The 24,196-nt window shown below is 65.5% G+C and carries 20 protein-coding genes and 1 pseudogene; 15 read left to right on the top strand and 6 right to left on the bottom strand.

The window, feature by feature from the left end; genetic code table 11:
* Positions 1 to 4: 4 nt before the first annotated feature.
* A pseudogene (locus tag ACFQ50_RS07520) lies at positions 5 to 265 on the bottom strand (GNAT family N-acetyltransferase); the annotation flags it as partial.
* A 104-nt stretch (positions 266 to 369) separates the two neighbouring features.
* Positions 370 to 1,242, bottom strand: coding sequence for a ribokinase (locus ACFQ50_RS07515; RefSeq protein WP_377994900.1), 873 nt, complete (start codon positions 1,240 to 1,242; stop codon positions 370 to 372).
* A gap of 141 nt (positions 1,243 to 1,383) precedes the next feature.
* Here ACFQ50_RS07515 and ACFQ50_RS07510 point away from each other — a divergent pair, with 141 nt between their 5' ends.
* The 4 genes from ACFQ50_RS07510 to ACFQ50_RS07495 all read left to right on the top strand — a co-directional run bounded on the left by ACFQ50_RS07510 (position 1,384) and on the right by ACFQ50_RS07495 (position 6,443).
* Positions 1,384 to 2,805, top strand: coding sequence for an MFS transporter (locus tag ACFQ50_RS07510; protein WP_377994899.1), 1,422 nt, complete (start codon positions 1,384 to 1,386; stop codon positions 2,803 to 2,805).
* Positions 2,806 to 2,855: 50 nt separating this feature from the next.
* Positions 2,856 to 3,866 (top strand): nucleoside hydrolase, encoded by a 1,011-nt coding sequence (locus ACFQ50_RS07505; protein WP_377994898.1) that lies wholly within the window; start codon positions 2,856 to 2,858, stop codon positions 3,864 to 3,866.
* Positions 3,867 to 4,251: 385 nt separating this feature from the next.
* The gene (locus ACFQ50_RS07500; protein ID WP_377994897.1) at positions 4,252 to 5,100 is read left to right on the top strand and encodes an esterase/lipase family protein; all 849 of its coding nucleotides are present in this window, start codon (positions 4,252 to 4,254) and stop codon (positions 5,098 to 5,100) included.
* Between the two features lie 80 nt (positions 5,101 to 5,180).
* Entirely contained in the window at positions 5,181 to 6,443 is a 1,263-nt protein-coding gene (locus ACFQ50_RS07495; protein ID WP_377994896.1) for a S8 family serine peptidase, read from the top strand.
* Between the two features lie 53 nt (positions 6,444 to 6,496).
* On the opposite strand, the gene ACFQ50_RS07490 is transcribed toward ACFQ50_RS07495, so the two are convergent.
* Together ACFQ50_RS07490 and ACFQ50_RS07485 are read right to left on the bottom strand one after the other, a co-directional pair.
* Positions 6,497 to 7,279, bottom strand: coding sequence for a GntR family transcriptional regulator (locus ACFQ50_RS07490; protein WP_377994895.1), 783 nt, complete (start codon positions 7,277 to 7,279; stop codon positions 6,497 to 6,499).
* Positions 7,280 to 7,378: 99 nt separating this feature from the next.
* Positions 7,379 to 7,870, bottom strand: coding sequence for an HNH endonuclease (locus ACFQ50_RS07485; RefSeq protein ID WP_377994894.1), 492 nt, complete (start codon positions 7,868 to 7,870; stop codon positions 7,379 to 7,381).
* Positions 7,871 to 8,773: 903 nt separating this feature from the next.
* Here ACFQ50_RS07485 and ACFQ50_RS07480 point away from each other — a divergent pair.
* The 3 genes from ACFQ50_RS07480 (at position 8,774) to ACFQ50_RS07470 (ending at position 13,522) form a co-directional block, all read left to right on the top strand.
* Positions 8,774 to 11,305 carry a DUF4268 domain-containing protein gene (locus tag ACFQ50_RS07480; protein WP_377994893.1) on the top strand — a complete coding sequence of 844 codons (2,532 nt, stop codon included), beginning with the start codon at positions 8,774 to 8,776 and terminating at the stop codon, positions 11,303 to 11,305.
* Positions 11,306 to 11,757: 452 nt separating this feature from the next.
* Positions 11,758 to 12,969, top strand: a complete 1,212-nt coding sequence (locus ACFQ50_RS07475; protein WP_377994892.1) for an FAD-dependent monooxygenase — start codon at positions 11,758 to 11,760, stop codon at positions 12,967 to 12,969.
* 43 nt (positions 12,970 to 13,012) lie between these two features.
* Positions 13,013 to 13,522 (top strand): hypothetical protein, encoded by a 510-nt coding sequence (locus ACFQ50_RS07470; RefSeq protein WP_377994891.1) that lies wholly within the window; start codon positions 13,013 to 13,015, stop codon positions 13,520 to 13,522.
* Between the two features lie 7 nt (positions 13,523 to 13,529).
* Here the strand turns inward: ACFQ50_RS07470 and ACFQ50_RS07465 are convergent, their stop codons facing one another.
* Positions 13,530 to 14,480 (bottom strand): sugar-binding transcriptional regulator, encoded by a 951-nt coding sequence (locus ACFQ50_RS07465; protein ID WP_377994890.1) that lies wholly within the window; start codon positions 14,478 to 14,480, stop codon positions 13,530 to 13,532.
* A 206-nt stretch (positions 14,481 to 14,686) separates the two neighbouring features.
* Here ACFQ50_RS07465 and ACFQ50_RS07460 point away from each other — a divergent pair, with 206 nt between their 5' ends.
* The 8 genes from ACFQ50_RS07460 (at position 14,687) to mgtA (ending at position 23,726) form a co-directional block, all read left to right on the top strand.
* Positions 14,687 to 16,033 (top strand): ABC transporter substrate-binding protein, encoded by a 1,347-nt coding sequence (locus ACFQ50_RS07460; protein WP_377994889.1) that lies wholly within the window; start codon positions 14,687 to 14,689, stop codon positions 16,031 to 16,033.
* Positions 16,034 to 16,059: 26 nt separating this feature from the next.
* Entirely contained in the window at positions 16,060 to 17,043 is a 984-nt protein-coding gene (locus ACFQ50_RS07455; protein ID WP_377994888.1) for a carbohydrate ABC transporter permease, read from the top strand.
* Positions 17,040 to 17,966 (top strand): carbohydrate ABC transporter permease, encoded by a 927-nt coding sequence (locus ACFQ50_RS07450; protein WP_377994887.1) that lies wholly within the window; start codon positions 17,040 to 17,042, stop codon positions 17,964 to 17,966. The genes ACFQ50_RS07455 and ACFQ50_RS07450 overlap by 4 nt, the downstream gene beginning before the upstream one ends.
* A 36-nt stretch (positions 17,967 to 18,002) precedes the next feature.
* Positions 18,003 to 19,061 (top strand): NAD(P)-dependent alcohol dehydrogenase, encoded by a 1,059-nt coding sequence (locus tag ACFQ50_RS07445; RefSeq protein ID WP_377994886.1) that lies wholly within the window; start codon positions 18,003 to 18,005, stop codon positions 19,059 to 19,061.
* Positions 19,062 to 19,087: 26 nt separating this feature from the next.
* A complete protein-coding gene (locus tag ACFQ50_RS07440; RefSeq protein ID WP_377994885.1) occupies positions 19,088 to 20,554 on the top strand; it encodes a mannitol dehydrogenase family protein in 1,467 nt (488 codons plus the stop codon).
* Between the two features lie 104 nt (positions 20,555 to 20,658).
* The gene (locus ACFQ50_RS07435; protein ID WP_377994884.1) at positions 20,659 to 20,784 is read left to right on the top strand and encodes a hypothetical protein; all 126 of its coding nucleotides are present in this window, start codon (positions 20,659 to 20,661) and stop codon (positions 20,782 to 20,784) included.
* A complete protein-coding gene (locus ACFQ50_RS07430; RefSeq protein ID WP_377994883.1) occupies positions 20,781 to 20,936 on the top strand; it encodes a hypothetical protein in 156 nt (51 codons plus the stop codon). The genes ACFQ50_RS07435 and ACFQ50_RS07430 overlap by 4 nt, the downstream gene beginning before the upstream one ends.
* 72 nt (positions 20,937 to 21,008) lie before the next feature.
* Positions 21,009 to 23,726, top strand: a complete 2,718-nt coding sequence (mgtA, locus tag ACFQ50_RS07425; protein ID WP_377994882.1) for a magnesium-translocating P-type ATPase — start codon at positions 21,009 to 21,011, stop codon at positions 23,724 to 23,726.
* A 25-nt stretch (positions 23,727 to 23,751) separates the two neighbouring features.
* Here mgtA and ACFQ50_RS07420 read toward each other — a convergent pair whose 3' ends face one another.
* Positions 23,752 to 24,048, bottom strand: coding sequence for a Wadjet anti-phage system protein JetD domain-containing protein (locus ACFQ50_RS07420; RefSeq protein WP_377994975.1), 297 nt, complete (start codon positions 24,046 to 24,048; stop codon positions 23,752 to 23,754).
* Positions 24,049 to 24,196 lie beyond the last annotated feature (148 nt).

Raw genomic sequence — 24,196 nt, 5'->3', positions numbered from 1 at the left:
CACTTGTAATGCCGATCGCGCGGATGCCGGGCAACGTGCGGGCGTGTTCGATGACCCGGCGGACTACGTAGCGCCCAATCCCGCCACCCTGAACACCAGGATCAACCGCGAGCATCCGGAATTCGAGCTCATTTTCCACCGCGATCTCGCTGTACGGCTGGCCAGCGAAGGTTAGCGTCACGGCCGCGACCACCACGCCGGAGACTTCGGCCACCCACACCTCGGCATGCTCCGCCCGGTGTTCCACGTTGTCCAGCACACTCATGTAGGGATGGTCGACGGTGAAATGTCCGGCGTGGAGGTACGCGTCCCGCGTGATTCTCCGGACCTCTGAATAGTCCGCCGGCGTGGCCGGCCTAAAGACCAAATTCACCGTGCAGCAACTCCCGCACCGGCTACGCGGGCAACGTACTCCTCCAAGCGAGCCAGCGCCGGCTGGGATGACGGATCACCCACAGCATCCGCCCCGACAGCGTTGGCCACGGCAAGCGCCGCTGAGTAGTCAAGCCCAGCCCCGAGCCCCAGCACTAGGGCAGAGCAGAACGCGTCGCCGGCGCCGATGGTGTTCGCCACCGTCACGGCCGACGCCGGAGCCTCGGCCACGCGCTGCCCGTGTTTGAACATCGCCGACCCGTCCTTCCCGTACGTCACTGCCACCAGCTTGGCGTCGGCCAAGGCGGGAATCAGCTCGTACTCGGTCTCATTCACGATCACCAGGTCGCAGCGCTCCAGCAGCTCTGCCGGCAGGTCCATCGCCGGGGCCGCGTTCAGGACGAAGAACCCGGCGGAACTCCGGGCAGCGTCCAGCACCACCGGCAGGCCGACCTCGAGCTGGCACAGCACCGTCTCGTCCGGCCCGAACTCCACGCCCTCCAGGGAGAACCGAGAATTCGCCCCCGGGCAGACCACAATCTGGTTCTCGCCGTCGCGGTCCACCACGATCAGTGCGGTACCCGTCGCGCCGCCGTCGAGCACTGCCACATCCGACGTGTCCACGCCGGCTCGGGACAGTGACTCCAGCATCAGGCGGCCGGAGCCGTCGTCGCCCACCGCCCCGATCATCCGGACGCTGGCGCCTAGGCGCGCGGCGGCCACCGCCTGGTTGGCTCCCTTGCCGCCCGGCTGCTGCTGGAGGACGCCGTTGCCGAGAGTCTCCCCGGCGGTGGGGAGCCGGTCCGCGGTGGCGATGATGTCGAGGTTGATGCTGCCGACGACGGTGACGGCAGGAAGCTGAGTGCTCATGAAAAAGTCCTATCGGGTGAAGCCAAGGCGGCTGGATTAGGAAATAGTGTACGGCACTGTTGAACTTGTGCGTCATACATGGTTGTATAACAACTCACATCCCAAGGGCAGGAACCGCCCTGCAGAACAAAGGAGTTTGATGTGAACACCCCAACCTCAGTCGCCGCGTCGCCGCCGGCCGCCGTCGCCGATGACACAAAGCTCGGCGGCCGCCGCGCCGCCCTGCTGATCTCCACGCTGCTGCTCGGCGTGCTGTCCTTCCAGCTCAACGCCAGCATGGTCACCCCGGCGCTGCCGCAGATCGCGGCGTCCTTCGGCCTGGGCGCTGACAGTGCAGCCCCCGTCCAGTCCATGTTCTTCCTGGCCGGCGCCATCGCCGGGCCCGTCATCGGACGCTGGAGCGACTTCATCGGCCGCCGCACCGCCCTGCTCCTGGTCCTCGGGATCATGGGCGCAGGCACCATCCTCTGCATCGCCGCCCCCACGCTGCCGATCCTCATCGCCGGCCGGTTCCTCCAAGGCGTCTCCAGCGCGGTCTTCGCCCTCGCCTACATCGTGCTCAGCGAAAACCTGCAGACCCGCGTCTTCGGCACGTCCGTGGGCATCATCGCCGCCATCAACGGGGGAGTGGGCGGCGTGGACGGCTACGTCGGCGGCCTCATGGCCGAAACCCTCGGCTTCCGGTCCATCTTCGTCGTCGTCCTGGTCCTGACGGCCATCGCCGCTGGCTGCATCCTCAAGACCGTCCCGAATGGGCGGCCGCAGGGAGTGCGCGGCGCCATGGACTGGTGGGGCGCGGGCTCCCTGTCCGTGTTCCTGGTCTTCATCACCTACTTCGTCTCCGGCGGCTCGGCCGCCGGCTGGACCGCCCCCAGCACGCTGGCCCTGCTCGCCGGCACCGTCGCGTCCTTCGCCGCCTTCTGGATGATCGAGAAGAAGCGCACCAACCCGCTCATCGCCGTCCACCACCTGCGCTCCCGCCAGGTCTGGCCCGTCATCGCCACCACCGTCCTGACCCTCGCCGGCATCTTCGCCATCATCAACTTCACCGTGGTGCTGCTCAGCCAGGACATCCACGAGGGCTTCGGGCTCAGCGCCTCCCTGTCCGCCCTGCTGTTCCTGACCCCCGCCGCGCTGATCGGCGTCTTCGCCGCGCCCCTCGCCGGCTGGCTTGCCGACCGCCGCGGCTGGATAAAAACCCTCCGGGCCGGAACTGGGCTCAGCCTGGCCTGCGCCATCGCCGCCGCCACCTTCTCCGACAACCAGGTGGCTGTCCTGATCGCCGTCGCCGCCCTCGGCATCTTCTACAACGGCCTCTTCCTCACCGCCATCAACGGACTCTCCGTCCTGCTCTCACCCAAGGAAGCACCCGCGGCGCTGCCCGGCATCAACGGCGCCTCCTTCGGCATCGGCGCGAGCCTCGGCGTCGTGCTCGTGGCACCGTTCGCCGCCCAGGCCACCTCCGCCGGCTACACCACCGCGCTCTGGATTTCCGTTGCGATTACGATGGCGGCCTTCATCGTCAGCCTCTTCGTCGCGGCACCCAAGGGCGAAAAGCTCTAACCCCGTACTTCCACCAGCACGTCCAGCACCAACGAAACGAGAAACCCAGCATGACCACGCCCACCAGCCACCCGTTCTACCTCGACTGCGACACCGGGATCGACGATGCCCTCGCCCTGGCCTACCTGCTCGCCGCGCCGCTGGCGGACGTGCGGGGGATCGGCACGGTCAGCGGCAACGTCAGTGCCGCCGTCGGCGCCCGGAACACCCTGGACCTGCTCCAGCTCGCCGGGCACGCCCACATCCCCGTGGCACTCGGAGCCCACGACCCGCAGGCCGGCACCTTCCACGGCGGCGCCCCGCACGTCCACGGCGCCAACGGAATCGGCGAAGTCTCGCTGGAGGCCGCCGACACCGAGCTGGTGCCCGGAACCGCCGCCGAGATGCTGGTCCGGCTCGCCCACGAACACCCCGGCCAGCTGCGGATCCTGGCCGTTGGGCCGCTCACCAACATCGCCGAAGCACTGCGCCTGGAGCCCGAGCTGCCCCGGCTGGTGCAGAACATCACCATCATGGGCGGCGCCGCCTTCGCGCCCGGAAACATCACCCGCGTGGCCGAGGCCAACATCGCCAACGACCCCGAAGCCGCCGCGGACGTGCTCGCCGCCGACTGGGACGTGACCCTGGTGCCGCTGGACGTCACCATGTCCAACGTCCTCGAGGAGAGCCACCGGCAGGAACTGCTCGCGGCGGACCACCCGGTCCCGCAGGCCCTCGGCGACATGCTGGGCTACTACTTCCGCTTTTACGAGGGCATCTTCGGGCGGGCCTGCTCCGCCATGCACGACCCCCTCGCCGCGGCCCTCGCGGTGGGCGGCGTCAGCGCGGCGGTGGCCCCGTTGGTGACGGTCGCCGTCGACACCACCGACGGTCCCGGCCGCGGCCAGACCATCTGCGAGCTCCGCGGAATGTACATGGACTACCCGGAGCAGCCCGGCGCCCGCTGCCGGGTGGTGCTGTCGCTGGAGGACGACTTCGCGCCGCATTTGGTGGAGACGCTGCTTTCCTTCTCTCCGGAAAGTTCGACGGCGATGGGCGGCCAGGTGCCTGCGGTCGCCTAGACGTTGGGCTGCCCGAGTTTTTGTACAGATAATCCAGGCTTGGCACGAGTCAGGCCGCGACACCTGGGCAAAAACTCGGGCGCGCCGAGCGGACCTGGTTGTACTGCCCAGCCAATGAACGTTTGTGCAGGGGCGTTCGGTGGTTTTCGCAGGCCTCGCGATGGGAAAAAATGTACTGACCAGTAACTTTGGGTCAAAGCGGGGCGTTACCTCGGGGTGGGCAGGGTTCACCCTGGCAGCGGATTTCCGCGCACGTCCGTGCAAAACCATGGCCGTGCAGGGCTCCGTGCTGCCTACATTGGGTACCCGGACAACCCTGGCTGATCCCGCGAACACGGATTACTGCCGGGCCCGCACCCCCTGACACGCGAACAAAGAGGTTTCTATGTCACTGCTCACCAAAGCCCTGTCCGCCGCCGCCGTTGCCGTCCTTGCCGGTTCCCTGGCCGCGGCTCCCGCCCATGCGGGAACTGTGCAGATTTCCCCGCCCGGAGCGAACGACTGGTCCTGCAAACCAAGCGCAGAACATCCGTATCCGGTGGTCCTGGTGCCCGGAACCTTCGAGAGCATGGAAAAGAACTGGTCCACCCTCTCGCCGTACCTCAAGAGCGCCGGGTACTGCGTCTTCGCCCTCAATTACGGCGAGACAAACGGCGTGTACGCCACCGCGCCGGTGGCCAAATCGGCGCAGGAACTCGCCCCGTTCGTGGACTCAGTGCGTGCCGCCACCGGCGCGAAGAAGGTGGACCTCGTGGGCCACAGCCAGGGCGGCATGATGCCCCGCTACTACATGGGTTTCCTGGGCGGCGCCAAGTATGTCCACCAGCTCATCGGGATCGCACCCTCCAACCACGGCACCGAAGGTGTGATCGTCCCGTCGCCGGGCGTTGTCCCCGATCCCAACTACACCGGCCTGGGCTGTGCCGCCTGCGCCGACCAGCAGGCAGGGTCGGCTTTCATGCAGAAGCTCAACTCCATCGGCGACACTGTAGCGGGACCCTCCTACACCGTCATCTCCACGGTCCACGACGAAGTGGTCATTCCCTACAACAGCCAGTTCCTCAGCGGCCCGGCGCGGCACGTCACCAACATCACCATCCAGGACAAGTGCCCGGCCGACGCCTTCGAACACGACCAGACGCCGAACGACCCCGTAGTGCACCAGATCGTGGCCCACGCGCTGGGCCAGGCGTCCGGCCCCGCGGATCCGGCCTACCAACCCAAGTGCCTTTAGCAGTACGTGGCGGCAGGCCGCGGGAGTAATTTTCGGGCATTTGCTGTCCAGCAGGTGCTGATTGAAGCAAGATACGTCCCATGAAAAGAATCGTTGTGGCCAGCCTCGCGGCGGTAATCATAGGCAGTGGCGCAATCACGTTTGCAGCTCCAGGCAACGCGGTGACCATGAGCAACGCGGCGACCCCGTCGTCGCACATCTCCGGGCAAATCATGGTCAAGTTCCGTGAGAAAGCCTCGGCGGCCGGCGTACTGCGCCAGCACGGCCTCAAGGAGGGTCCCGGTATCGGCAGCACCGGGGCCCAACTTGTCAAAGTGCCGGCCGGCAAAGAGCTTCAGCTCATCGAAGCCCTAAGCCGAAACCCGGTCGTCGAGTATGCCGAGCCGGACGAGCTGGCTACTGCTGCCACAGCCGACGAGTACTTCCCCCGCCAATATGCACTGCAAAACAACGGCCAATCATTCACCAACACCGACGGCACGCAGACTGTGGCCACGGGCAAGCAGGACGCTGATGTCGACGCCGTCGAGGCATGGAACGTCACGACCGGCAGCGGCATCAAAGTCGCCATCATTGATTCAGGTGTGGCAAGCGACAATCCCGACATCGCGCCAAAGGTTGTTGCACGCGCCAACTTCAGTGGTACCGCAACGGGTGAAGATAACTACGGTCATGGCACACACGTCGCCGGTATCGTTGCCGCCACCGCCAACAACACGATCGGTGTGGCCGGTGTGTGCCCGAGCTGCAGCATCCTGGATGCCAAGGTGCTGAACGACAGCGGATCCGGCTCTTCATCAGCCATAGCAAACGGCATCAACTGGGCCGTCACCAGCGGTGCCAAGGTCATCAACATGAGCCTTGGGCAGCGCGTCGCATCCCGCACCCTGGAAACTGCGGTCAACAATGCGTGGAACCGAGGAGTGGTGGTAGTCGCCGCGGCAGGCAACGCCGGAACCCAGGCCAAGATTTACCCGGGCGCTTATCCAAACGTTATCGCCGTTGCCGCAACCGACAACAACGATGCCAAGGCAGCTTTCTCAAGCTACGGCGACCAGTGGGTGGATGTCGCGGCTCCCGGTGTCAATGTCTACTCGACCTTCCCGAACCACACCTTCGTCCTGGGCACGCAGAACGGCCGGCACACGGGTTATGACATTGCCAGCGGTACCTCCATGGCCTCGCCCATTGTCGCTGCAACCGCCGCCCTTGCCTGGAGCTCGCATGCCGGCGCCACGAACACGTCCGTCCGGGCAAATGTCGAATCAACCGCCGACAAAATTTCCGGCACTGGCACCCTCTGGGCGTATGGCCGGGTGAACGCAGACAAGGCCGTCCGCTAGGCATCGCTCTAAACGAAACGGCTCCGCTAGCTCGGCTGGCGGAGCCGTTTCGTTTAAGACTGGAGTGACTGCATCACCGAGAGGTGCCCGGCGCGGTCCGCGATGAGGCACTTGGCCAGGTAGAAGGGCCGGTTCGCGTGCCGCACGTACTGGGTGAGGACCAGGACGGGGTCGGACGGGCGCAGGTCCAGCAGCTTCGCGCGGCTCGGGCCCACCTGGCTCAGGCTGATCTGGCACTCGCCCGGCCCCAGTCCCCGGCCCGCCGCCCTGTTGAGCGCCGTCAGCAAGGTGGTGCCGCCGTCGTCGTTTATGTCCAAAGGCGCCGCGGCGCCGCCGGCGAAGCTGACGGGCAGGGCGGAGATGTTCTCCTGGAGGTGCGCGATGGGTTCGCCGTCGCGGATGAGGACGGAGTCCCAGAGCCAGACGTCGCTGCCGGGGTCGACGCCGACGCCGGGGGCCACGAACTCGGAGGCCGGCTGCTTCTCGACCTGGATGCGCTTGATCTCGACTTGGTGGCCGGGGCCGCCGAGGACCTCCTCGAAGGGGCGGATGCGCTCGATGCCGATGCGGGGGAGGGTGTCGGAGACGAAGCGGCCGACGCCGCGCCGGGCGCGGATGAGGCCGTCCTCCTCGAGCAGCATCAGGGCCTCGCGGACGACGGTGCGGCTGACCTTCATGTCGGTGCCGAGCTCGGTCTCGGTGGGGAGCATGGAGCCGGGCTGCAGCAGGTTGTTGCGGATGGCTTCGGCGATCCGGGAGTACACGGCGACCCGGAGCGGTGAGCCGGGCTGGGCCTCCACCGGCTGGGACAGGAACCGGACGGCGTCCTCGTGCACGTTATGCCTCGCTTGCGTATTCTTGGGGGAATCCCAGCGTAGCAAGTTGTACGGGCTTGTTGGACAAGTGCTCTCCGGCAAGGACCCGGTAGACGACGATTACCCTTTCGTTGTCCATTCTTCACCAAAGGTGCCCGCAGGGCGCCCCGTTCTCTGTTCCAATTCCCAGGCAGGAGTTACGTACGGCGTTTCACGACGTGTCATGGCTGTCTTGGGGGGACTAGCAATGCCCTGACGCTCGAATTCATCGATGGCCTTTCGCAGCATTTGGCGGTAGTCGTCGAGGGCGATTAGCCGCGGGTCGAAGTCCGCATGCGCCGTATTGCAGTTCAGATGTGCGAGACGAATGTTTCCCCAGACGTTTAGGTTTGAGACGTCAGACGCGGGCGCATATCGGCGAACGGGATTAATGTGATCGATGCTGGCCATGCCGGGATGCCCGTTTCGAAGGCCGATGTCGACCCTGAGCCCGCAGACCTGGCAAATATTTCCGTCCCGGCGCCACAATATCAGGGCGGTCTTCCGCTTGTTCGACGGGATCTTCTCGTGATCCGGGGGCCAATCCCAGTTGGCCCACATTTCGTCGGTCATCTTATCGATGGGTACCAAGAGCTCCGGCGGATCCTGCCAAGGCCTTGTGGGTTTTCGAGGGCTCTTTCGGCGAGGCCCACCCATAGACGGTGGAAGTAACTTCAACTGTTCTCCTGTGAGAACAAAGGCCTTAAGGCCTTCTTGCTCCTCTTCCACCCTGTCCCTACCTTTACATTTGAGTCGGCCCGGCTGATTGAGACCGCCAGGATTAGGCCCCTTCACCGGCCCAGCTCTCGGCGCCCTTGCATGCTTTGAGCATGTTTCCATTGCTCAGATGTTGACACGGCGGTCGGTGGGTGGACGGGCTCAATGTTGGCCCGTATCCGGCGAAGGTTGGGCTAATAGTTTGGGATGGTGCTGTCACTGCTCGCAGGTACTGGGTCCGTCGGCAGCTCATTGGTTTGCTCGGGTTCGGCCGGATAGGCATGAGGGCCACTGGCGCCGTACAGCCGTTTCATTCCACCCGCTTGCAACCGATTGTGCGCCGCCCGGTTAGCGAGCGTTTCGAGTGACCGCACTATCTCGGCTGGCGGTTGTTCCGATCTACCTGCAAAATAGCCCAGCAGCACATTCACAGCAGTGGCTTCCTTGGGCGTCATTCTGGCCATGAGGAGAACGGTAGGGCGCGAGGTCCTGAGAAGGAAGCAATTGGATCTCTCTGCAGAAAGTACCTCTATGCTGCCAGTTTCGGCGAAGCGGCTTAGCCGCCAGGCAGTGGTGCTCTGTTGGGCTCAAGGTTCGGAGTAACTGTTCCCATTTCCATGCGACAGCCTGGATATCTTGGCGCACCACATGATGGCGCAGCAAGACACGTCCTCGACGCCGGCGACACTGGTACCTGGGTCATAACAGACACGCAGTTACTCTGTACTGGTTATCCGATAACACCTCAAGGAGGCGCGTGTGGTTCGAGCGGAGAACGGGACGCTCGCGGGTGTTCTGGAAGGCAAGAAGCAATACCAGATTCCGCTTTACCAGCGCGTGTACTCGTGGGGTAAGAAGCAGCTCGACCAGCTGTGGTCAGACGTCGTCGAGTTGGAGCGTGCTCTTGCCGACGACCCGAAGGCCTCGCACTTCATCGGTTCTCTTGTGCTCGCCAGCAGTCCTGACTTCGGTGCCATTGGCGTCAATAAGTTCCTGGTCGTCGACGGCCAGCAGCGACTTACTACGCTGACTCTCCTTCTGGCGGCGCTCCGTGACCACTTGGGCGAGACAGGAAATACCGATCGGGCGAGCGGCATTGATGCGCAATACTTGGTCAACGTCTTCGATAGTGGCAAGCCGCTCAAGGTCCTGCCGACCCAGACAGATCGGCCCGCTTACATGGCCGTTCTAAATCGTTCGCCCCAGGCTGGCGGGGAAGATGGCATTGGCGAAGCGTATCGATTCTTTCGCTCGAAGATCGCCTCGGCCGAGGATCCAGACAACCCAAGTGACCTGCAGCTGCTTGAAGCCGCCGTCGTACGTGGTCTCGCGCTCGTCGTGGTAACTGCCGAGCCCTCGGACAACGCACACCGCATTTTCGAGTCCCTGAACAACACTGGTCTCCGGCTGACGCAAAGTGACCTGCTCAAGAACTATCTATTCATGCGGCTCGGTGAACGCGCAGATTCGGTCTACGAGAACGTTTGGCTTCCACTAGAGAAGAAACTCGACTCTGAGAACCTCGAACTGTTGTTCTGGCTCGACCTTGCTCAGCGCGATGAGCGAGCCAAACAGTCGGACACCTACGTTGGACAGCAACGACGGCTGGAAAAGCTAAAGACTGCCGACGAGATCGAGACCGAGGTGGTCCGCATCGCCAAGTTAGGCGATGTGCTCGCGACCATTCTTACTCCTGCGGGAGAAAAGCATGCCGAAATTCGTCGGCGACTCAACAGGATCAAGGCTTGGGGCTCTACGACAGCTTATCCAGTCGTGATGCAGATCCTTGCCCGACGTGCTGCCGGCACCGCGGCTGACGAGGAAGTCGTGCGGGCGCTGACGTACCTGGAGTCCTATTTCGTGCGGCGCATCGTGATCGGACGGGCCACTGCGAATCTGAACCGAACGTTGCTTCAGGCCGTGGGAGCCATCAGCGATGTGGACCGAATCGACATCGGGCTGCGGGAATACCTTTCCCGCGGTCGCAAGCACTTTGCGACCGACCAACAGATTCGCGAAGCTGCCGAAACAGTCGCGTTTTACTGGCAGGGCCGTGGCGCGCAAAAAAAGCTCATCCTGCAATGGCTCGAGGAGGCGTACCGCCCGAAAGAGATTGTCGAGCTCGATCCTAAGCATCTGACGATTGAGCATGTGCTGCCCCAGACAATGACTGATTCCGTGCGAACCACATTCGCGCAGGCTTTCAGCATGGGCGCAGACATTGACTACGAACATGAGCGGGTTGTGCATACGCTCGGTAACCTTACTCTTAGTGGCTACAACAGCGAGCTCAGCAACAAACCGTTCGAAGTAAAGCGGGAGCTCCTGGCCAAGAGCGGCGTATCAATGAACCAGGCGATTGCTGCCCACGCTTCATGGGGCGTCAACGAGATCAACGTACGCAGCGCTGAATTGGCAGAGAAGATCATTGAACTCTGGCCGGGTCCCGACGAGCGCATCGTTGCTGTAGGAGACGAACCGTCAGCCCTGCGCATGCAAATTGCCGCCATCATCGCAGAGATCCCATCTGGTCGCTGGACGTCCTATGGCGATGTCGCGATCGTGGCCGGCACCTGGGCCCAGCCACTGGCCGCGATAGTGGCAAACTATCCAATGGTCAACGCCTGGCGCGTCTTGCAGACCGGCGGGACCATTTCGCCGGGATTCCGATGGACCGATCCGGACCGCGCGGATGACCCGCAGGTGGTGCTTGAGGAGGAGGGCCTTCGGTTCGATGCAGAAGGGCACGCGGATCCCAATCAGTTCATTAGCGCAGAGGAGCTAGCGGACGCTGCCGGGTTAGATGTCGACAACGAGGCGATAGGCACCCGCCGTCAAAAGCTGAACGGTCGCGCTCGGGCTGTAAACCGATCGTCAGTGAAGGACGCACAGCTTGCGTTCTTCGAGCGGGTACGCGAGTACGGTGTGGCGAACGCAACCCACATCAGTTCCTGGCGCAAGCCGGCTTCCCAGAACTGGTATGACGCCGGTATTGGAGACTCTCGTGCCGTGATCTCGCTCCAGGCCAACTCGCAGAAGCCGGTAGTTGCAACGATTTTCTGGATCAACCACGACAAAGCCCTCTACGCGAAGTTGTTAGCCCAACGCGAGGGCATCGAAGCCGACCTCGGCTTCGTCCTCGAGTGGGACGATAAGCCCGGACGGAAGGCATCCAAACTCATAACCACACGTCCTGGGGACTTCCGGGACGAGGCTCAGTCCCAGGAGCTTGTCGAATGGCTCGTCACTACCGGGGACGCATTCGCCCAGGTCTTGAAGAAGTACCTGTGACGGCTTCTGCGTAAGAAAGCCGCTAACAACCCATTTCGGTAACCAGTTGAGCCGGGTTGCGTTCCGCCGGGTTCTACGGCGAGGGAGAACTAAGACAGGAATTGATGTCTACCGAACTTTATTTTAAGCGAATAAAGCCAAATAAAGTTCCTAAAACTCGATCGGCCGGATGGGGCAACGAACATACACCTCGACTCGGGCTGCGCCGCCCCGTGATTTCCGACCTAGACAGTCGACCAGACGAGGCGATTGAGGGCCGGTACTTCTGCTCCGGGTACTGGTCCTCGTCGCCGATGGTCCTCTCCGGGCACGCCCGCAGGTCGACGCCGAACTCGCGCACGTTCTGGTAGGAGCTGTTGGGGTGCTCCAGCTGGATGTGCCTGCCCGGGGTTGTACTCAATGCCCGCCAGAGACTCACAGCGGAAAGGGTTTGCTTGAGCTACCCTCGGAGCATGCCTACTCCTTCCGCTCTGATCGCAGGCGCCAGCATCGCCGGTCCGGCACTGGCCTACTGGCTGGAGCGTTATGGCTGGCGCACGACGATTGTGGAGCGGGCACCGGCTCCGCGTACCGGCGGGCAGAATGTTGACGTCAACGGAGCGGGACTTCAGGTCATCCGGAGGATGGGGCTGGAGGACCAGGTCCGTGCGGCTCACACCGGCGAGTCGGGGCTGGAGTTTGTCGGGGCGCGCGGGCAGGTGTTGGCGCGGTTCCCGGTCGGGGACCCAAGCGGCATGAGCCTGACCTCCGAGGTGGAGATCCTGCGCGGCGACCTCGCCGAGCTGCTGGTCTCCAACACCTCTGCCAGTACCGACTACCGCTTCGGCGACCGCATCGTGGCGCTGCAGCAGGAAGGCGACGCCGCCCTGGTGACGTTCGAGCAGGGCAGCGCGGAACGGTTCGACCTCGTCGTCGCCGCCGACGGCATCGGCTCCGACACCCGCAGGCTGGCCTTCGGTGACGAACCGGTGGTGACGTCCCTGGGTCTGGAGGCGACCTGGGCGACGATCGACCGCACCGGCTCGGACACCGACTGGTGGCGGTGGTTCAACACCCCAGGTGGTACCATCTCCCTGCGGCCGGACCGGCACGGCACCATGCGTGTGCTGATCACCCGCACCCTGGCGCGGGGTGAAAAGCGCAACGCCGCCAGCGGGCGGACCCCGGAGGAGCAGCGCGCACTGCTGCGCCAGACCTTCTCCGGCGGCGGCTGGGAGACCGACCGCGTACTTAGAGCGCTGGAAGACGTCGAGGACCTGTACTTCGAGGAAGTGGGCCAAGTGCATGCCGCGCGATGGTCGAATGGCCCCGTCGTTCTGGTGGGTGACGCCGCCCATTGTCCTTCCCCGATGACCGGCATGGGCACGACTCTCGCCGTCGTGGGTGCCTACGTGCTGGCGGGAGAGATCGCCAAGCACACAGCCCTATGCGATGGCTTGGCCGCGTATGAGCGGATAATGCGGCCGTGGGTCAGCCAGACCCAAAAACTGCCGCCCGGTGTACCGAGGATCGCGAACCCCACCTCACGGGCCGGTGTCGCCGTGCTGCAGGCTGCTGTGCGCGTAGCCGGCACGCGGATCGTGCGCGGGATCGCCGCCCGTACGAGCCCGGGCCGCACACCGGCCCAGACGTTCGCACTGCCGAATTACGCCCACCTCGAGTAGCCGGTATCTGCTCAGGCGCAACGACCAGATTAAGGAACACGCATTGCAGATCAACAAGCAGACGCTGAAGGACGACGGGTTCACCGGATTCCGGTCGTTCAAGCAGTTGGATATCAACAGGGTTCCGCAGGGGCCCGGAATCTATGCAGTGCTCAAACCGGAGGGCTTCGAACGGTTGTTCCTGGCAAAGAGCGTGGGCGGCAGATTCAAGCGGCGGGATCCATCGATGCTTCATACCTCCTTGGAAGCGGAGTGGATTGAGGACGCGGACGTCCTCTACATCGGGAAAGCAGGCCCGGGAAGCACCGGCAACCGGGGGTTACGAAAGCGAATTCAGGAATTCGCTGACTTCGGGCGCGGGAAGCCCGTTGGCCATTGGGGCGGGCGGCTCATTTGGCAGCTCGCCGATTCCCAGTCTCTAGTCATCGCGTGGAAGGAGTACTCAGCAGCGGAGTTGAATGCTGCCGAAGCCGCGTACCACGCGAAATTCGTCAGCATCTACGGAAGGCTACCGTTCGCCAACCTGGTCCAGGCCAGGGCCAAGGGCGTCTGAACGGGCGTCAGTTACTCTTCCCCTCGTCGATCAGGTCAGTCAGGGCCTGGGCCAGCGGCGAATCAATGATCAGCGTGGTGACGAAGCCGGCTTTGGCCACGGCCAGCACGCCTTCAGCCCGTCCCTCGCCCTGGGCCACGGCGATCACCTTCGGGGTCCGCTGCAGCTGCTTGATGGTGACGGCGATGATCTGCTCGTCCAGCCCCGACTCCACCGGAACACCTGCCGCGTCAAGCAGCCGGCCTGAACACTCGGCCACCGCGCCCGCCTCGATGGCGGCCTGCCGCAGTCCGGCGTCTGCGCGGTCCCAGATGGTGGAAGTGGCGGGCTTCCACGCCCCAATCGCCACCACGGCCAGGTCGAGTGAATCCGCCTTCGCCAGTGCCTCGGCGATCTCCGGCTGACGGCGCAAGCCTGCCGCCGTCGTCGGATCTTCCACCACCAGAGGTGCCCACAGCGGCCAGGTGAGCCCCCCGCTCACATGTCCCAGCCGCTGGATCAGCTCGAGGGGATTGCTCTCGCCTTCCGTGGGGAGGGCGCCGGCAAGCTGGACGACGTCGCACCGGGGGAGCTCCCGGACCAGCCGCGAGGCCACGTCCAGGGTGCGGGACCAGGAAATGCCCATGGTCCCGCCCGCCGGTGCCTGCCGGGAGATTTCGACGGCGGCCGCCTTGGCCAGGATGCCGCGCGCCTGGATCACATCCCCGTTGGTGTCCGCGACGACCACCTCGCCAATGCCCAGCGAGGACTCGATGCGGCGGATGTCAGCGGCGGAGACGCGGGACGGGAAGTTCACCTTGATCTCCACGATGCCCTTCTCGCGGGCCTCCGTGAGCAGCCGTGCCACCTGGAACCGCGAGATCTCGTAGCTGGCGCCGATCTCCACCTTGGAGCGGTTTTCCAGGTAGTACTCGCTGCTGATGCGCGCCAGAAGCTCTTCATGGGAGTGCTCCGTCATGCTCGTCACCTCTCGCACATCTGATCATTTGAGTATTGCCTCTTGCTCAAACGAGTATATATGACTAGAGTCACATGACAGATGAGCATTTGCTGTTGCTCATATGAGCATCTCAACTGAGAACCGACCGGGCCTAGCGGCCCTAGAGTCTGGCCCACTACTTCGGCCCGGCTCGTGTCCCGACTCTTGAGCACAAAGGAGTTCTTATGCGTCCCAACATGCGCGCCGCCTCACTGGCCGCCGGTGCCCTGTGCATCGCCTTGTCCGCCACGGCCTGCGCCGGTGCGGGCGGCGGACCAGCTGCCGGCGACCCGAACAGCATCAACGTGCTGATGGTGAACAACCCCCAGATGGAGGACCTGCAGAAGCTGACCGCGGACAACTTCACCAAGGAAACCGGCATCAGGGTCAATTACACGGTCCTGCCGGAGAACGACGTCCGGGCCAAGATCAGCCAGGAGTTCTCCAGCCAGGCCGGCCAGTACGACGTCGCCTCCCTGTCCAACTACGAGATCCCCTTCTTCGCGGCTAACAACTGGCTGGCGCCGCTGGACAGCGTGGCCAAGGATCCCAAGTTCAACCAGGCGGACATCCTGCCCGCCTACACGGCGTCCCTCACCGGCAAGGACGGCAAGCTCTACGGCGAGCCCTTCTACGGCGAGTCCTCGTTCCTGATGTACCGCAAGGACATCCTGGAGGCCAAGGGCCTGACCATGCCGGAGAAGCCCACCTGGGATCAGGTGGCCGATCTCGCCGCGAAGGTGGACGGCGCGGCGCCGGGGATGAAGGGCATCTGCCTGCGCGGCCAGCCCGGCTGGGGCCAGGTGTTCGCGCCGCTGACCACCGTGGTGAACACCTTCGGCGGGACCTGGTTCGACAAGGACTGGAACGCGCAGGTCAACGCTCCGGAATTCACGGCGGCGACCGAGTTTTACACCAAGCTGGTCCGCGAGCACGGCGAGGCAGGTGCCGCGCAGGCCGGGTTCACCGAGTGCCTGAACAACATGAGCCAAGGCAAAGTGGCCATGTGGTACGACGCCACCTCCGCCGCCGGTGCGCTGGAAGCCGAGGCATCACCGGTGAAGGGGAAGATCGGCTACGCCCAGGCGCCGGTGAAAAACACCAAGTCCTCCGGCTGGCTGTGGACCTGGTCCTGGGCTATGCAGGCGGCCTCAAAGAAACAGGACGCTGCCGGGAAGTTCATCGCCTGGGCCAGCTCGAAGAACTACGAGGAACTCGTTGCCGCCAAGCTCGGCTGGGCCAAGGTTCCCTCCGGCAAGCGCATCTCCACCTACGAGAACGCCGAATTCCAGCAGGCCGCGCCGTTCTTCAAGGCCGAACGCTTCGCCATCGAGAACGCCGACCCGAAGAACCCGGGCGCGCAGGCGCGCCCCGCCGTCGGGATCCAGTTCGTCGGGATTCCCGAGTTCGCGGCGCTGGGCACCAGCGTCTCCCAGGGTGTCAGCTCCGCCATCGCGGGCCAGGGCACCGTGGCCGACGCACTGGCCAAGGGCCAACAGGCCGCCGAAAAAGTCGGCAACAAGTACAAGTGACCTCAACCCAACCGCAGGAGAACATCATGACCACCGCAACGGCGCGTATCTCCCGTCCGGGACACAGCGCAGCCACACCTCCACGGAACACCAACTCACGGAACGCCCGGTCGCGGGAACGCGCACTGGCCTGGGCACGGCGCGCGCCGCTGCTGCCGGCCCTGGTCTTCCTCATCATCGTCACCCAGCTTCCGTTCGTGGTGACGCTGATCATCTCGTTCCTGAACTGGAACAGCCTGAGCCCGGACAAGACCGCGTTCGCCGGCCTGGAGAACTACGTCACTGTCCTCACCGACCCTGACCTGCGCCAGGCCATCTTCACCACCGTCCTCCTCACGGTCTCCGTGGTCCTGGCCAGCCTGCTGGTCGGCCTGGGCCTGGCCCTGCTGCTGGACAAGAAGTTCATCGGCAGGGGACTGGCCCGGACCCTGCTGATCGCCCCGTTCCTGGTGGTGCCCGTGGCCGCGGCCCTGATCTGGAAGCACGCCCTGCTGAACCCGACCTACGGGCTGATCAACGGCATCCTGACCTGGGCTTGGTCGCTGTTCGGCAGCGACGCCGCGCCCCAGCTGGACCTGCTGTCCCAGGCGCCGCTCATGGCAGTGATCGTGTCCCTGGTCTGGCAGTGGACGCCATTCATGATGCTCATCCTGCTGGCCGGACTTCAGTCCCGCCCGATGGACACCGTGGAAGCGGCGCAGATGGACGGCGCCACCCCGTGGGCCATCTTCCGGCACCTGACGCTGCCGCACCTGCGCCAGTACATCGAGCTCGGCGGCCTGCTCGGAGCCATCTACATCGTGCAGAACTTCGACTCCGTCTTCACCCTCACCGCCGGGGGACTGGGCACCGCCAACCTGCCCTACGCCATCTACCAGACGTTCTACTTCGCCAACGAATACGGCCTGGCCTCCGCCGCCGGCGTCGTGGTGGTCATCGGCACCATCATCGTGGCCACGTTCGCCCTCCGCACCGTTTTCTCGCTCTTCAAGAAGGAGGCAGCACGATGAGCACCCTCACCGCGCCCCACAGCACGCAGCCCGGCCCCGCTCCCGTGAAGGCAGGCTCCCGCCGCAGCTTCGGAAAGTCCGGGCGCAAGTCCCGGATGGACCCCACCCGGAACAACACCGCCGCCGGCATCGCCGCCTGGCTGCTGGCCCTGCTCTTCGCCACGCCCGTGCTGTGGATGATCCTGACCTCCTTCCACTCCGAAACCGACGCCGCCACCAACCCGCCGTCGATCGCCGCGGACCTCACGCTGGACGCCTACAAGGAGTTCTTCGGCGCCACGTCCGGGGTCAGCCCGTGGCCGCCGCTGATCAACTCCGCCACCGCCTCGATCCTTTCCACCGTCCTGGTCCTGGCGCTGGCCATCCCGGCCGCCTACGCCCTGTCCATCCGGCCGGTGAAGAAGTGGACCGACGTGATGTTCTTCTTCCTCTCCACCAAGATGATGCCGGTGGTGGCCGCGATCCTGCCGCTCTACCTGTTCGCCCGGACTGTGGGGGCGCTGGACAACATCTGGTTCCTGATCCTGATGTACACCTCCATGAACCTGCCCATCGCGGTGTGGATGATGCGCTCCTTCCTCGCCGAAGTACCCGAAGAAATGCTCGAAGCCGCCCAGATCGACGGCGCCAACCTGCTGCTCATCCTGCGCAAGATCATCGCCCCCGTCGCCATGCCGGGCATCGCTGCCACCGCCCTGATCTGCTTCATCTTCAGCTGGAACGAACTGCTCCTGGCCCGTGTCCTCACCGGCGTCGTCGCCGGCACCGCCCCGGTGTTCCTGACCGGATTCGTCTCCGGACAGGGCCTCTTCCTCGCCAAAGTCTGCGCGGCCGCCGTCGTGATCTCCCTGCCGGTGCTGTTCGCCGGCTTCGCCGCCCAGGACAAGCTCGTCCAGGGACTCTCGCTGGGTGCCGTGAAGTAGCGCCCACCCTCCCGACTTCATAAGGAACGATTTTCCATGACAACAACCACCCAGTCCGCCACCCCCGGCCAAACAGACGTGCCCGCCACCATGCGCGCCGCCGTCCTGAAACGCCAGGGGAGCATGGCGATGGAAACCCTGCCCGTCCCGCACCTCGAGCCCGACCAGGTCCTGGTGCAGGTGGCCGCCGTCGGCGTCTGCGGCAGCGACGTCCACTACTACGAGCACGGCCGCATCGGCGACTACGTCGTGGACCACCCCCTGATCCTCGGCCACGAACTCTCCGGCCGGATCGCCGCCGTCGGAACCGCCGTGGACCCTGCCCGCCTTGGCCAGCGGGTCGCCGTCGAACCCCAGCGCCCTTGCCGCACCTGCAAGCAGTGCAAGGCCGGGCGCTACAACCTCTGCCCGGACATCGAGTTCTACGCCACCCCGCCGGTGGACGGCGCCTTCGCCGAATACGTCACCATCCAGAGCGACTTCGCCTACGACATCCCGGACACCGTCAGCGACGAGGCCGCCGCCCTGATCGAACCGCTCTCGGTGGGGCTGTGGGCCTGCGAACGCGCCGGCATCAAGCCCGGCAGCCGGGTGCTGATCGCCGGCGCCGGACCTATCGGCATCATCGCCGCCCAGGCCGCACGGGCGTTCGGCGCCACCGAGATTTACATCAGCGACATCGCCGAGGACCGGCTCGCCTTCGCTTTGGAACACGGCGCCACGCACGCGGTGAACGCGAAGATAGATACTGTGGAAGGGCTCGACGTCGATGCCTTCATTGACGCGTCCGGCGCACCCCAGGCGGTCCGTTCCGGAATCAAGGCCGTTGGCCCCGCCGGAAAGGTGATCCTCGTCGGGCTGGGGGCGGACGACGTCGAACTCCCCGTCTCGTTCATCCAGAACCGCGAGATCTGGCTCTCCGGCGTCTTCCGCTACACAAACACCTGGCCGCTGGCCACCCAGCTCATCGCCGACGGAAAGGTGGACCTGGACATCCTGGTCACCGGCAGGTTCACCCTCGCCGAATCAGAGCAAGCGCTCAAGGCCGGCAAGCAGCCCGGCCAGCTCAAAGCCGTCGTCTACCCGGGCCGCTGACAGCCCGCGCCGAAAGGAAACAGTACATGCTCACGAACGCAACGCTTAAGGAACTTCCGGCCAGCCTGGGCAAGCCGTCCTACGACCGGTCGGCCCTGACCGCGGGGATCGTCCACTTCGGCGTCGGCGGCTTCCACCGCGCCCACCAGGCCATGTATCTGGACCAGCTGATGAACGCCGGCCTGGCACATGACTGGGCCATCTGCGGGGTGGGCGTCCTGCCCGGCGATGCCCGCATGAAGCAGGTCATGGACGGCCAAGACTGCCTGTACACGCTGGTGGTGAAGAACCCCGACGGCACGCGCGAAGGCCGCGTCATCGGCTCGATCATCGAGTACCTTTTCGCCCCCGATGACCCCGAGGCGGTCATCGAGAAAATGGCGTTCGACGGCGTCCGGATCGTTTCGCTGACCGTCACCGAGGGCGGGTACAACTTCCACCACGTCACCGGGGACTTCGACGCCGGGAACCCCGACGTGGTCCACGACCTCCAGCCGGGTGCCGCGCCGCGCACAACCTTCGGGCTCATCACCGAAGCCCTGCGCCGCCGTCGTGATCGGGGCCTGGAGCCCTTCACCGTGATGTCCTGCGACAACATCCAGGGCAACGGCGACGTGGCGCGGAAGATGTTCACCGCCTATGCGTCGCTCAAGGATCCGGAGCTGGGAGCCTGGGTGGCCGGAAACGTGCCGTTCCCCAACAGCATGGTGGACCGGATCACGCCCGTCACCACCGACGACGACCGCCGGGCCATCGCGGAGGAATTCGGCGTGGAGGACGGTTGGCCGGTGGTCTGCGAGCCGTTTGAGCAGTGGGTGCTGGAGGACCATTTCAGCCTGGGCCGGCCGCCCTTCGAAAAGGCCGGCGTGCAGCTCGTCGAGGACGTGGAGCCGTACGAGCTGATGAAGCTGCGGCTGCTCAACGCCAGCCACCAGGGCATGTGCTACTTCGGCCACCTCGCCGGCTACCGCTACGCGCACGAGGCGGCGCAGGACCCGCTGTTCGCCCGGTTCCTGCTCGACTACATGGACAGGGAAGCAACCCCCACCCTGCAGCCGGTGCCCGGGATCGACCTCGACACGTACAAGCGGACCCTGATCGAGCGGTTCTCCAACGAATACGTCCGCGACACCCTGGCCCGGCTGTGCGCCGAGAGCTCGGACCGGATCCCGAAGTGGCTCCTGCCCGTGGTTCGGATCAACCTCGAGAACGGGGGAGAGATCAAGCGCTCGGCGGCCATCGTGGCGAGCTGGGCCCGGTACGCGGAAGGCGTTGACGAGCAGGGCAACCCTATCGAGGTGGTGGACCGGCTGAAGGACACCCTGATGGCTGCAGCTTCACGCCAGCGGCAGGACCCGCTGTCCTTCATCTCGATCCGGGAGGTCTTCGGCGACCTCATCGACAACGAGTGGTTTGTGGCCGCCTACACCGACGCCCTGGCCAGCCTGCACAGCCACGGAGCCAAGGAGACCCTTCGCGGGCTGGAGTCCTGACCGCGTTGCTGTGGCGGAAGACTTGGCTGATCTTGCCTGAAACTTTCGCCGATCTTGAATGAACGGGTTCACCATCAATCCATAGCCTGGAAGGGGTGGACAACATGGCTGAGGACCAAGAATTGCTGGAGTGGGTTTCCCCGCGCAAACAGCGGGAAATCGACAACCAGGCGGCGTTTCTGCGCTATCTGCTGGAGCGTGAGGATGCGCAAGGGGGTGAGAAACAATGAACGATTACGTTCCCGTTCCTCGTGAACCCTATGACGCGCACTGGGTGATCAAACACGACCTGGCGAACATCATCGCCAAATACACCGACAGGGGCGACCAGGAAACCGCCGCTGTCTACATAGAGGCACTCGCCCGGTACGACCGGGACTGAGGCTGGCCCCTGCCAACCCTGGCCCGTTCCCGCGTGTAGGCGCCCGGGATGGGGGAGCGTAGAGTGTGCCTCGTGAGCGTGCAGACTCACCCCCAGTCCGTGCAGCTGCCCGTCGCCCGGGCGGCGACGATGCCAGCCGGGGATGTTCGCGCGGCGCTCGGCTCCGCCTCCGACGGGCTCGACGAGGAGGAAGCGGCCCGCCGCCTGGCCCTCGGCGCGAACGTCCTCGAGGCCCGGCGCGTCAGCTGGCCGCACGTGCTGGTCCGCCAGTTCGCGAGCCCGCTGCAGGGTTTGTTGGTGGCCGCCGCGGGTTTGTCGTTTGCCACCGGTGACCAGCTGAACGCGACCGTCATCGTTACGATCCTGCTCGGCAGCGCCCTGCTCGGCTTCGTGAACGAGTACCGGGCCGAACGCACCGCCGCAGACCTGCACGGGCGCATCAGCCACACCATCGTCGTCGTCAGGGCCGGAGCCGAGCGGCCCCTGCCCGTACGGGAACTCGTCCCCGGAGACGTGATCCGCATCGGCCTGGGGAACATCGTCCCGGCGGACGCCCGCCTGCTCGAGGCCGACCACCTCGAGGCGGACGAGGGCGTCCTCACCGGCGAATCGGCCGCGGTGGAGAAGTCCGTGCACCCCGTTTCGGCCGGCTCTTCACTCGCAGACCTCTCCAGCTGCCTGCTCATGGGCACGGTGGTCCACGCCGGGACGGCCCGCGCCGTGGTCACCGCCACAGGGCACCAGACGGAGTTCGGCCACATCGCCGCGGGCCTCGCCCAGGGCCTCCCCGAGACGGCCTTCCAGCGCGGCCTCAAGGAGTTCTCGCTCATGCTCCTGTGGGTCGGGCTGGCCCTCACCGGAGGCATCCTGGCCATCAACCTGCTGCTGCAGCGGCCGCTCCTCGATTCAGTCCTCTTCTCCCTCGCCATCGCCGTGGGCATCACGCCGCAGCTGCTGCCCGCCGTGGTGAGCACCAGCCTCGCCGCGGGCTCGCGCCTCCTCGCGAAGGACGGCGTCCTGGTCAAGCGGCTTCTCGCCATCGAGGACCTGGGCAACCTGGACGTCCTGCTGACCGACAAGACCGGCACGCTCACCGAGGGACGGATCGGCTTCGAGGAGGCGTTGCCGGTCACTCCGGGGCTGGACGCGGCCGGGCAGCTCGTCGAGCTCGCGCTGCTGTGCTGCGAGTCCGATCCCGCCGAACCCGGTGCCTCCGGTGCCGGGCAGAACCCCGTGGACGCCGCCCTGTGGGCGGCCTTTCCGGACCGCCGGCCGCCGCTCGCCGGCCAGCACCGGCTGGGCCTTCGCCCCTTCGACCACGAAACGCGGACCATGCAGACCACGGTGGCCCGGGCCGGCGGCCCCGTGCGCATCCTCAAGGGCGCGCCGGAGGCGGTCCTCGACCGCTGCGCCGGCGTCAGTCCCGACGCCCGCACGCTCCTCGACGGACTGTTCCGGCGCGGGGCGCGGGTGGTCGCCGTCGCGAGCGGGCCCGCCGCCGGGCCTGGCGCAGAAGACAAGGACGACGGCGGTACCCGCCTCACGCTGGCGGGTTTCCTGAGCTTCATCGACCAGCCCAAGGCCGACGCCCGGGCGTCGATCCAGCGGCTCGCGGGGCTCGGCGTCGAGGTCAAAGTGGCCACGGGCGACAACGCGCTCGTGGCACAGCACGTGATCTCCGTGCTCGGCATGCCCGACGGCGCCGTCCTCACCGGTGCCCAGGTCAGCGACATGGACGACGACGAGCTGGCCGCGGCCGCTGCCGGCGCCCGGGTTTTCGCCCGGGTCTCGCCGGAGCAGAAGGCGCGCATCGTCATCGTCCTGAGGCGGGCCCATGCCGTCGGCTTCCTGGGCGACGGCGTCAACGACGCGCTCGCACTGAACCGGGCCGACGTCGGCATCTCCGTGGACAGCGCGACGGACATCGCGAAGGACGCGGCCGACGTCGTTCTTCTTGAGAAGGACCTTGGCGTGCTGGCCGACGGTGTGGTGGGCGGGCGGCGGATCTTCGCCAACACCATCAAGTACCTGCTGATGGGAACCAGCAGCAACTTCGGCAACATGTTCTCCGCCGCGGCGGCCAGCGCGTTCCTGGCCTTCCTGCCGATGCTCCCGGGGCAGATCCTGCTCAACAACCTGCTGTACGACACGAGCCAGCTCGCGATCCCCACCGACAGGGTGGACGCGGACCAGCTCCGGCGGCCCGCGCACTGGGACATCGGCGCCATCCGGCATTTCATGCTCATCTTCGGTCCCATCTCATCGCTGTTCGACTTCGCGACGTTCGGGCTCATGCTCTGGGTCTTCCAGGCGGCGCCGGAGGAGTTCAGGGCCGGGTGGTTCGTGGAGTCGCTCGCCACCCAGACACTGATCGTCTTCGTCATCCGGACGCGCCGGATCCCCTTCTTCCGGAGCCGCGCCTCGGCCACGCTCACAGCCGGCGTTCTGGCCGTGGCGGCGGCCGGGGCCGTCATTCCGTACACGCCGTTCGGCAGCCTCGTCGGCTTCCGTCCCCTGCCTGGCCCCTTCTTCCTGGCACTCGTGGGAATGGTAGTGCTGTACCTGGTGCTCGTGGAGACGGCCAAGCACTTCTACTACCGGGGCGCGGACGCGAGGGCATCGCGGGAGCGTGCCGTTTCCGAGCGGGCGGTGCCCGCTGCGGTTCCCTCTGCGGCGGTTCATGCCTCGCATGGGCGGGTGCACCGCCGTGCGGTTCCGTTCCTGGTGCACACCGGCAAGACCCGCGTCCGGCGCGCCCGCGGTGCCGGGGTGGCAGGCGGGCGGCGGTAAGGTCCGGCCGGGGTTTTCGGCGTGCTCAACCAGGGGGGTGGAGGCGCTCCAAGGCCCAGTCCCAGCGGATCAGCTCCTGTTCAAGGCGGACCGACGGCCCGTACGCGTCATTGCCCAGCGCCTCATAGAGTGCAGCCTCCTCCTCCGTCAGCCTGCTCAGTACAGCCCTCGACGGGGACGGCTCGGTTCCCCACGCTTCCCGGTGCGCGAGCAGCGTATCCTCGTCCATCAGCACGCTGGCTGGTTGGGCTCCGTGAATGCTGCCATGAAAAACGAGATGGCCAGCGGGCGTTCTGGGCGCGCAGCAGGGACCAGCCTGCATGGTTCTCACGCAGCGCGTTGCTTGCGTAGTAGTCCATCGTGTCCTTCGTGCGGCGGCTCACACCCAGTCAGTTCACTCTAAAGGTCGCCGCGGAAAACTTGGGGCAGCGCGGGGTCACTTAGCGCCCAATGAAGGCGGCAAATTGGGC

The organism is Arthrobacter sp. NPDC056493 (assembly GCF_042795115.1).
GTDB lineage: Bacteria > Actinomycetota > Actinomycetes > Actinomycetales > Micrococcaceae > Arthrobacter.
This window is presented reverse-complemented; position numbering and strand designations above follow the sequence as displayed.

Excerpts from the sequence above, each read along its gene's own strand:
- ACFQ50_RS07485 (WP_377994894.1), bottom strand. The coding sequence starts at position 7,870 with ATGACCGACGAAATGTGGGCCAACTGGGATTGGCCCCCGGATCACGAG.
- ACFQ50_RS07430 (WP_377994883.1), top strand. The coding sequence starts at position 20,781 with ATGAACGATTACGTTCCCGTTCCTCGTGAACCCTATGACGCGCACTGG.
- ACFQ50_RS07450 (WP_377994887.1), top strand. The coding sequence starts at position 17,040 with ATGAGCACCCTCACCGCGCCCCACAGCACGCAGCCCGGCCCCGCTCCC.
- ACFQ50_RS07505 (WP_377994898.1), top strand. The coding sequence starts at position 2,856 with ATGACCACGCCCACCAGCCACCCGTTCTACCTCGACTGCGACACCGGG.
- ACFQ50_RS07455 (WP_377994888.1), top strand. The coding sequence starts at position 16,060 with ATGACCACCGCAACGGCGCGTATCTCCCGTCCGGGACACAGCGCAGCC.
- ACFQ50_RS07500 (WP_377994897.1), top strand. The coding sequence starts at position 4,252 with ATGTCACTGCTCACCAAAGCCCTGTCCGCCGCCGCCGTTGCCGTCCTT.
- ACFQ50_RS07440 (WP_377994885.1), top strand. The coding sequence starts at position 19,088 with ATGCTCACGAACGCAACGCTTAAGGAACTTCCGGCCAGCCTGGGCAAG.
- ACFQ50_RS07495 (WP_377994896.1), top strand. The coding sequence starts at position 5,181 with ATGAAAAGAATCGTTGTGGCCAGCCTCGCGGCGGTAATCATAGGCAGT.
- ACFQ50_RS07435 (WP_377994884.1), top strand. The coding sequence starts at position 20,659 with ATGGCTGAGGACCAAGAATTGCTGGAGTGGGTTTCCCCGCGCAAACAG.
- ACFQ50_RS07465 (WP_377994890.1), bottom strand. The coding sequence starts at position 14,480 with ATGACGGAGCACTCCCATGAAGAGCTTCTGGCGCGCATCAGCAGCGAG.
- ACFQ50_RS07475 (WP_377994892.1), top strand. The coding sequence starts at position 11,758 with ATGCCTACTCCTTCCGCTCTGATCGCAGGCGCCAGCATCGCCGGTCCG.
- ACFQ50_RS07420 (WP_377994975.1), bottom strand. The coding sequence starts at position 24,048 with ATGCAGGCTGGTCCCTGCTGCGCGCCCAGAACGCCCGCTGGCCATCTC.
- ACFQ50_RS07515 (WP_377994900.1), bottom strand. The coding sequence starts at position 1,242 with ATGAGCACTCAGCTTCCTGCCGTCACCGTCGTCGGCAGCATCAACCTC.
- ACFQ50_RS07460 (WP_377994889.1), top strand. The coding sequence starts at position 14,687 with ATGCGTCCCAACATGCGCGCCGCCTCACTGGCCGCCGGTGCCCTGTGC.
- ACFQ50_RS07445 (WP_377994886.1), top strand. The coding sequence starts at position 18,003 with ATGACAACAACCACCCAGTCCGCCACCCCCGGCCAAACAGACGTGCCC.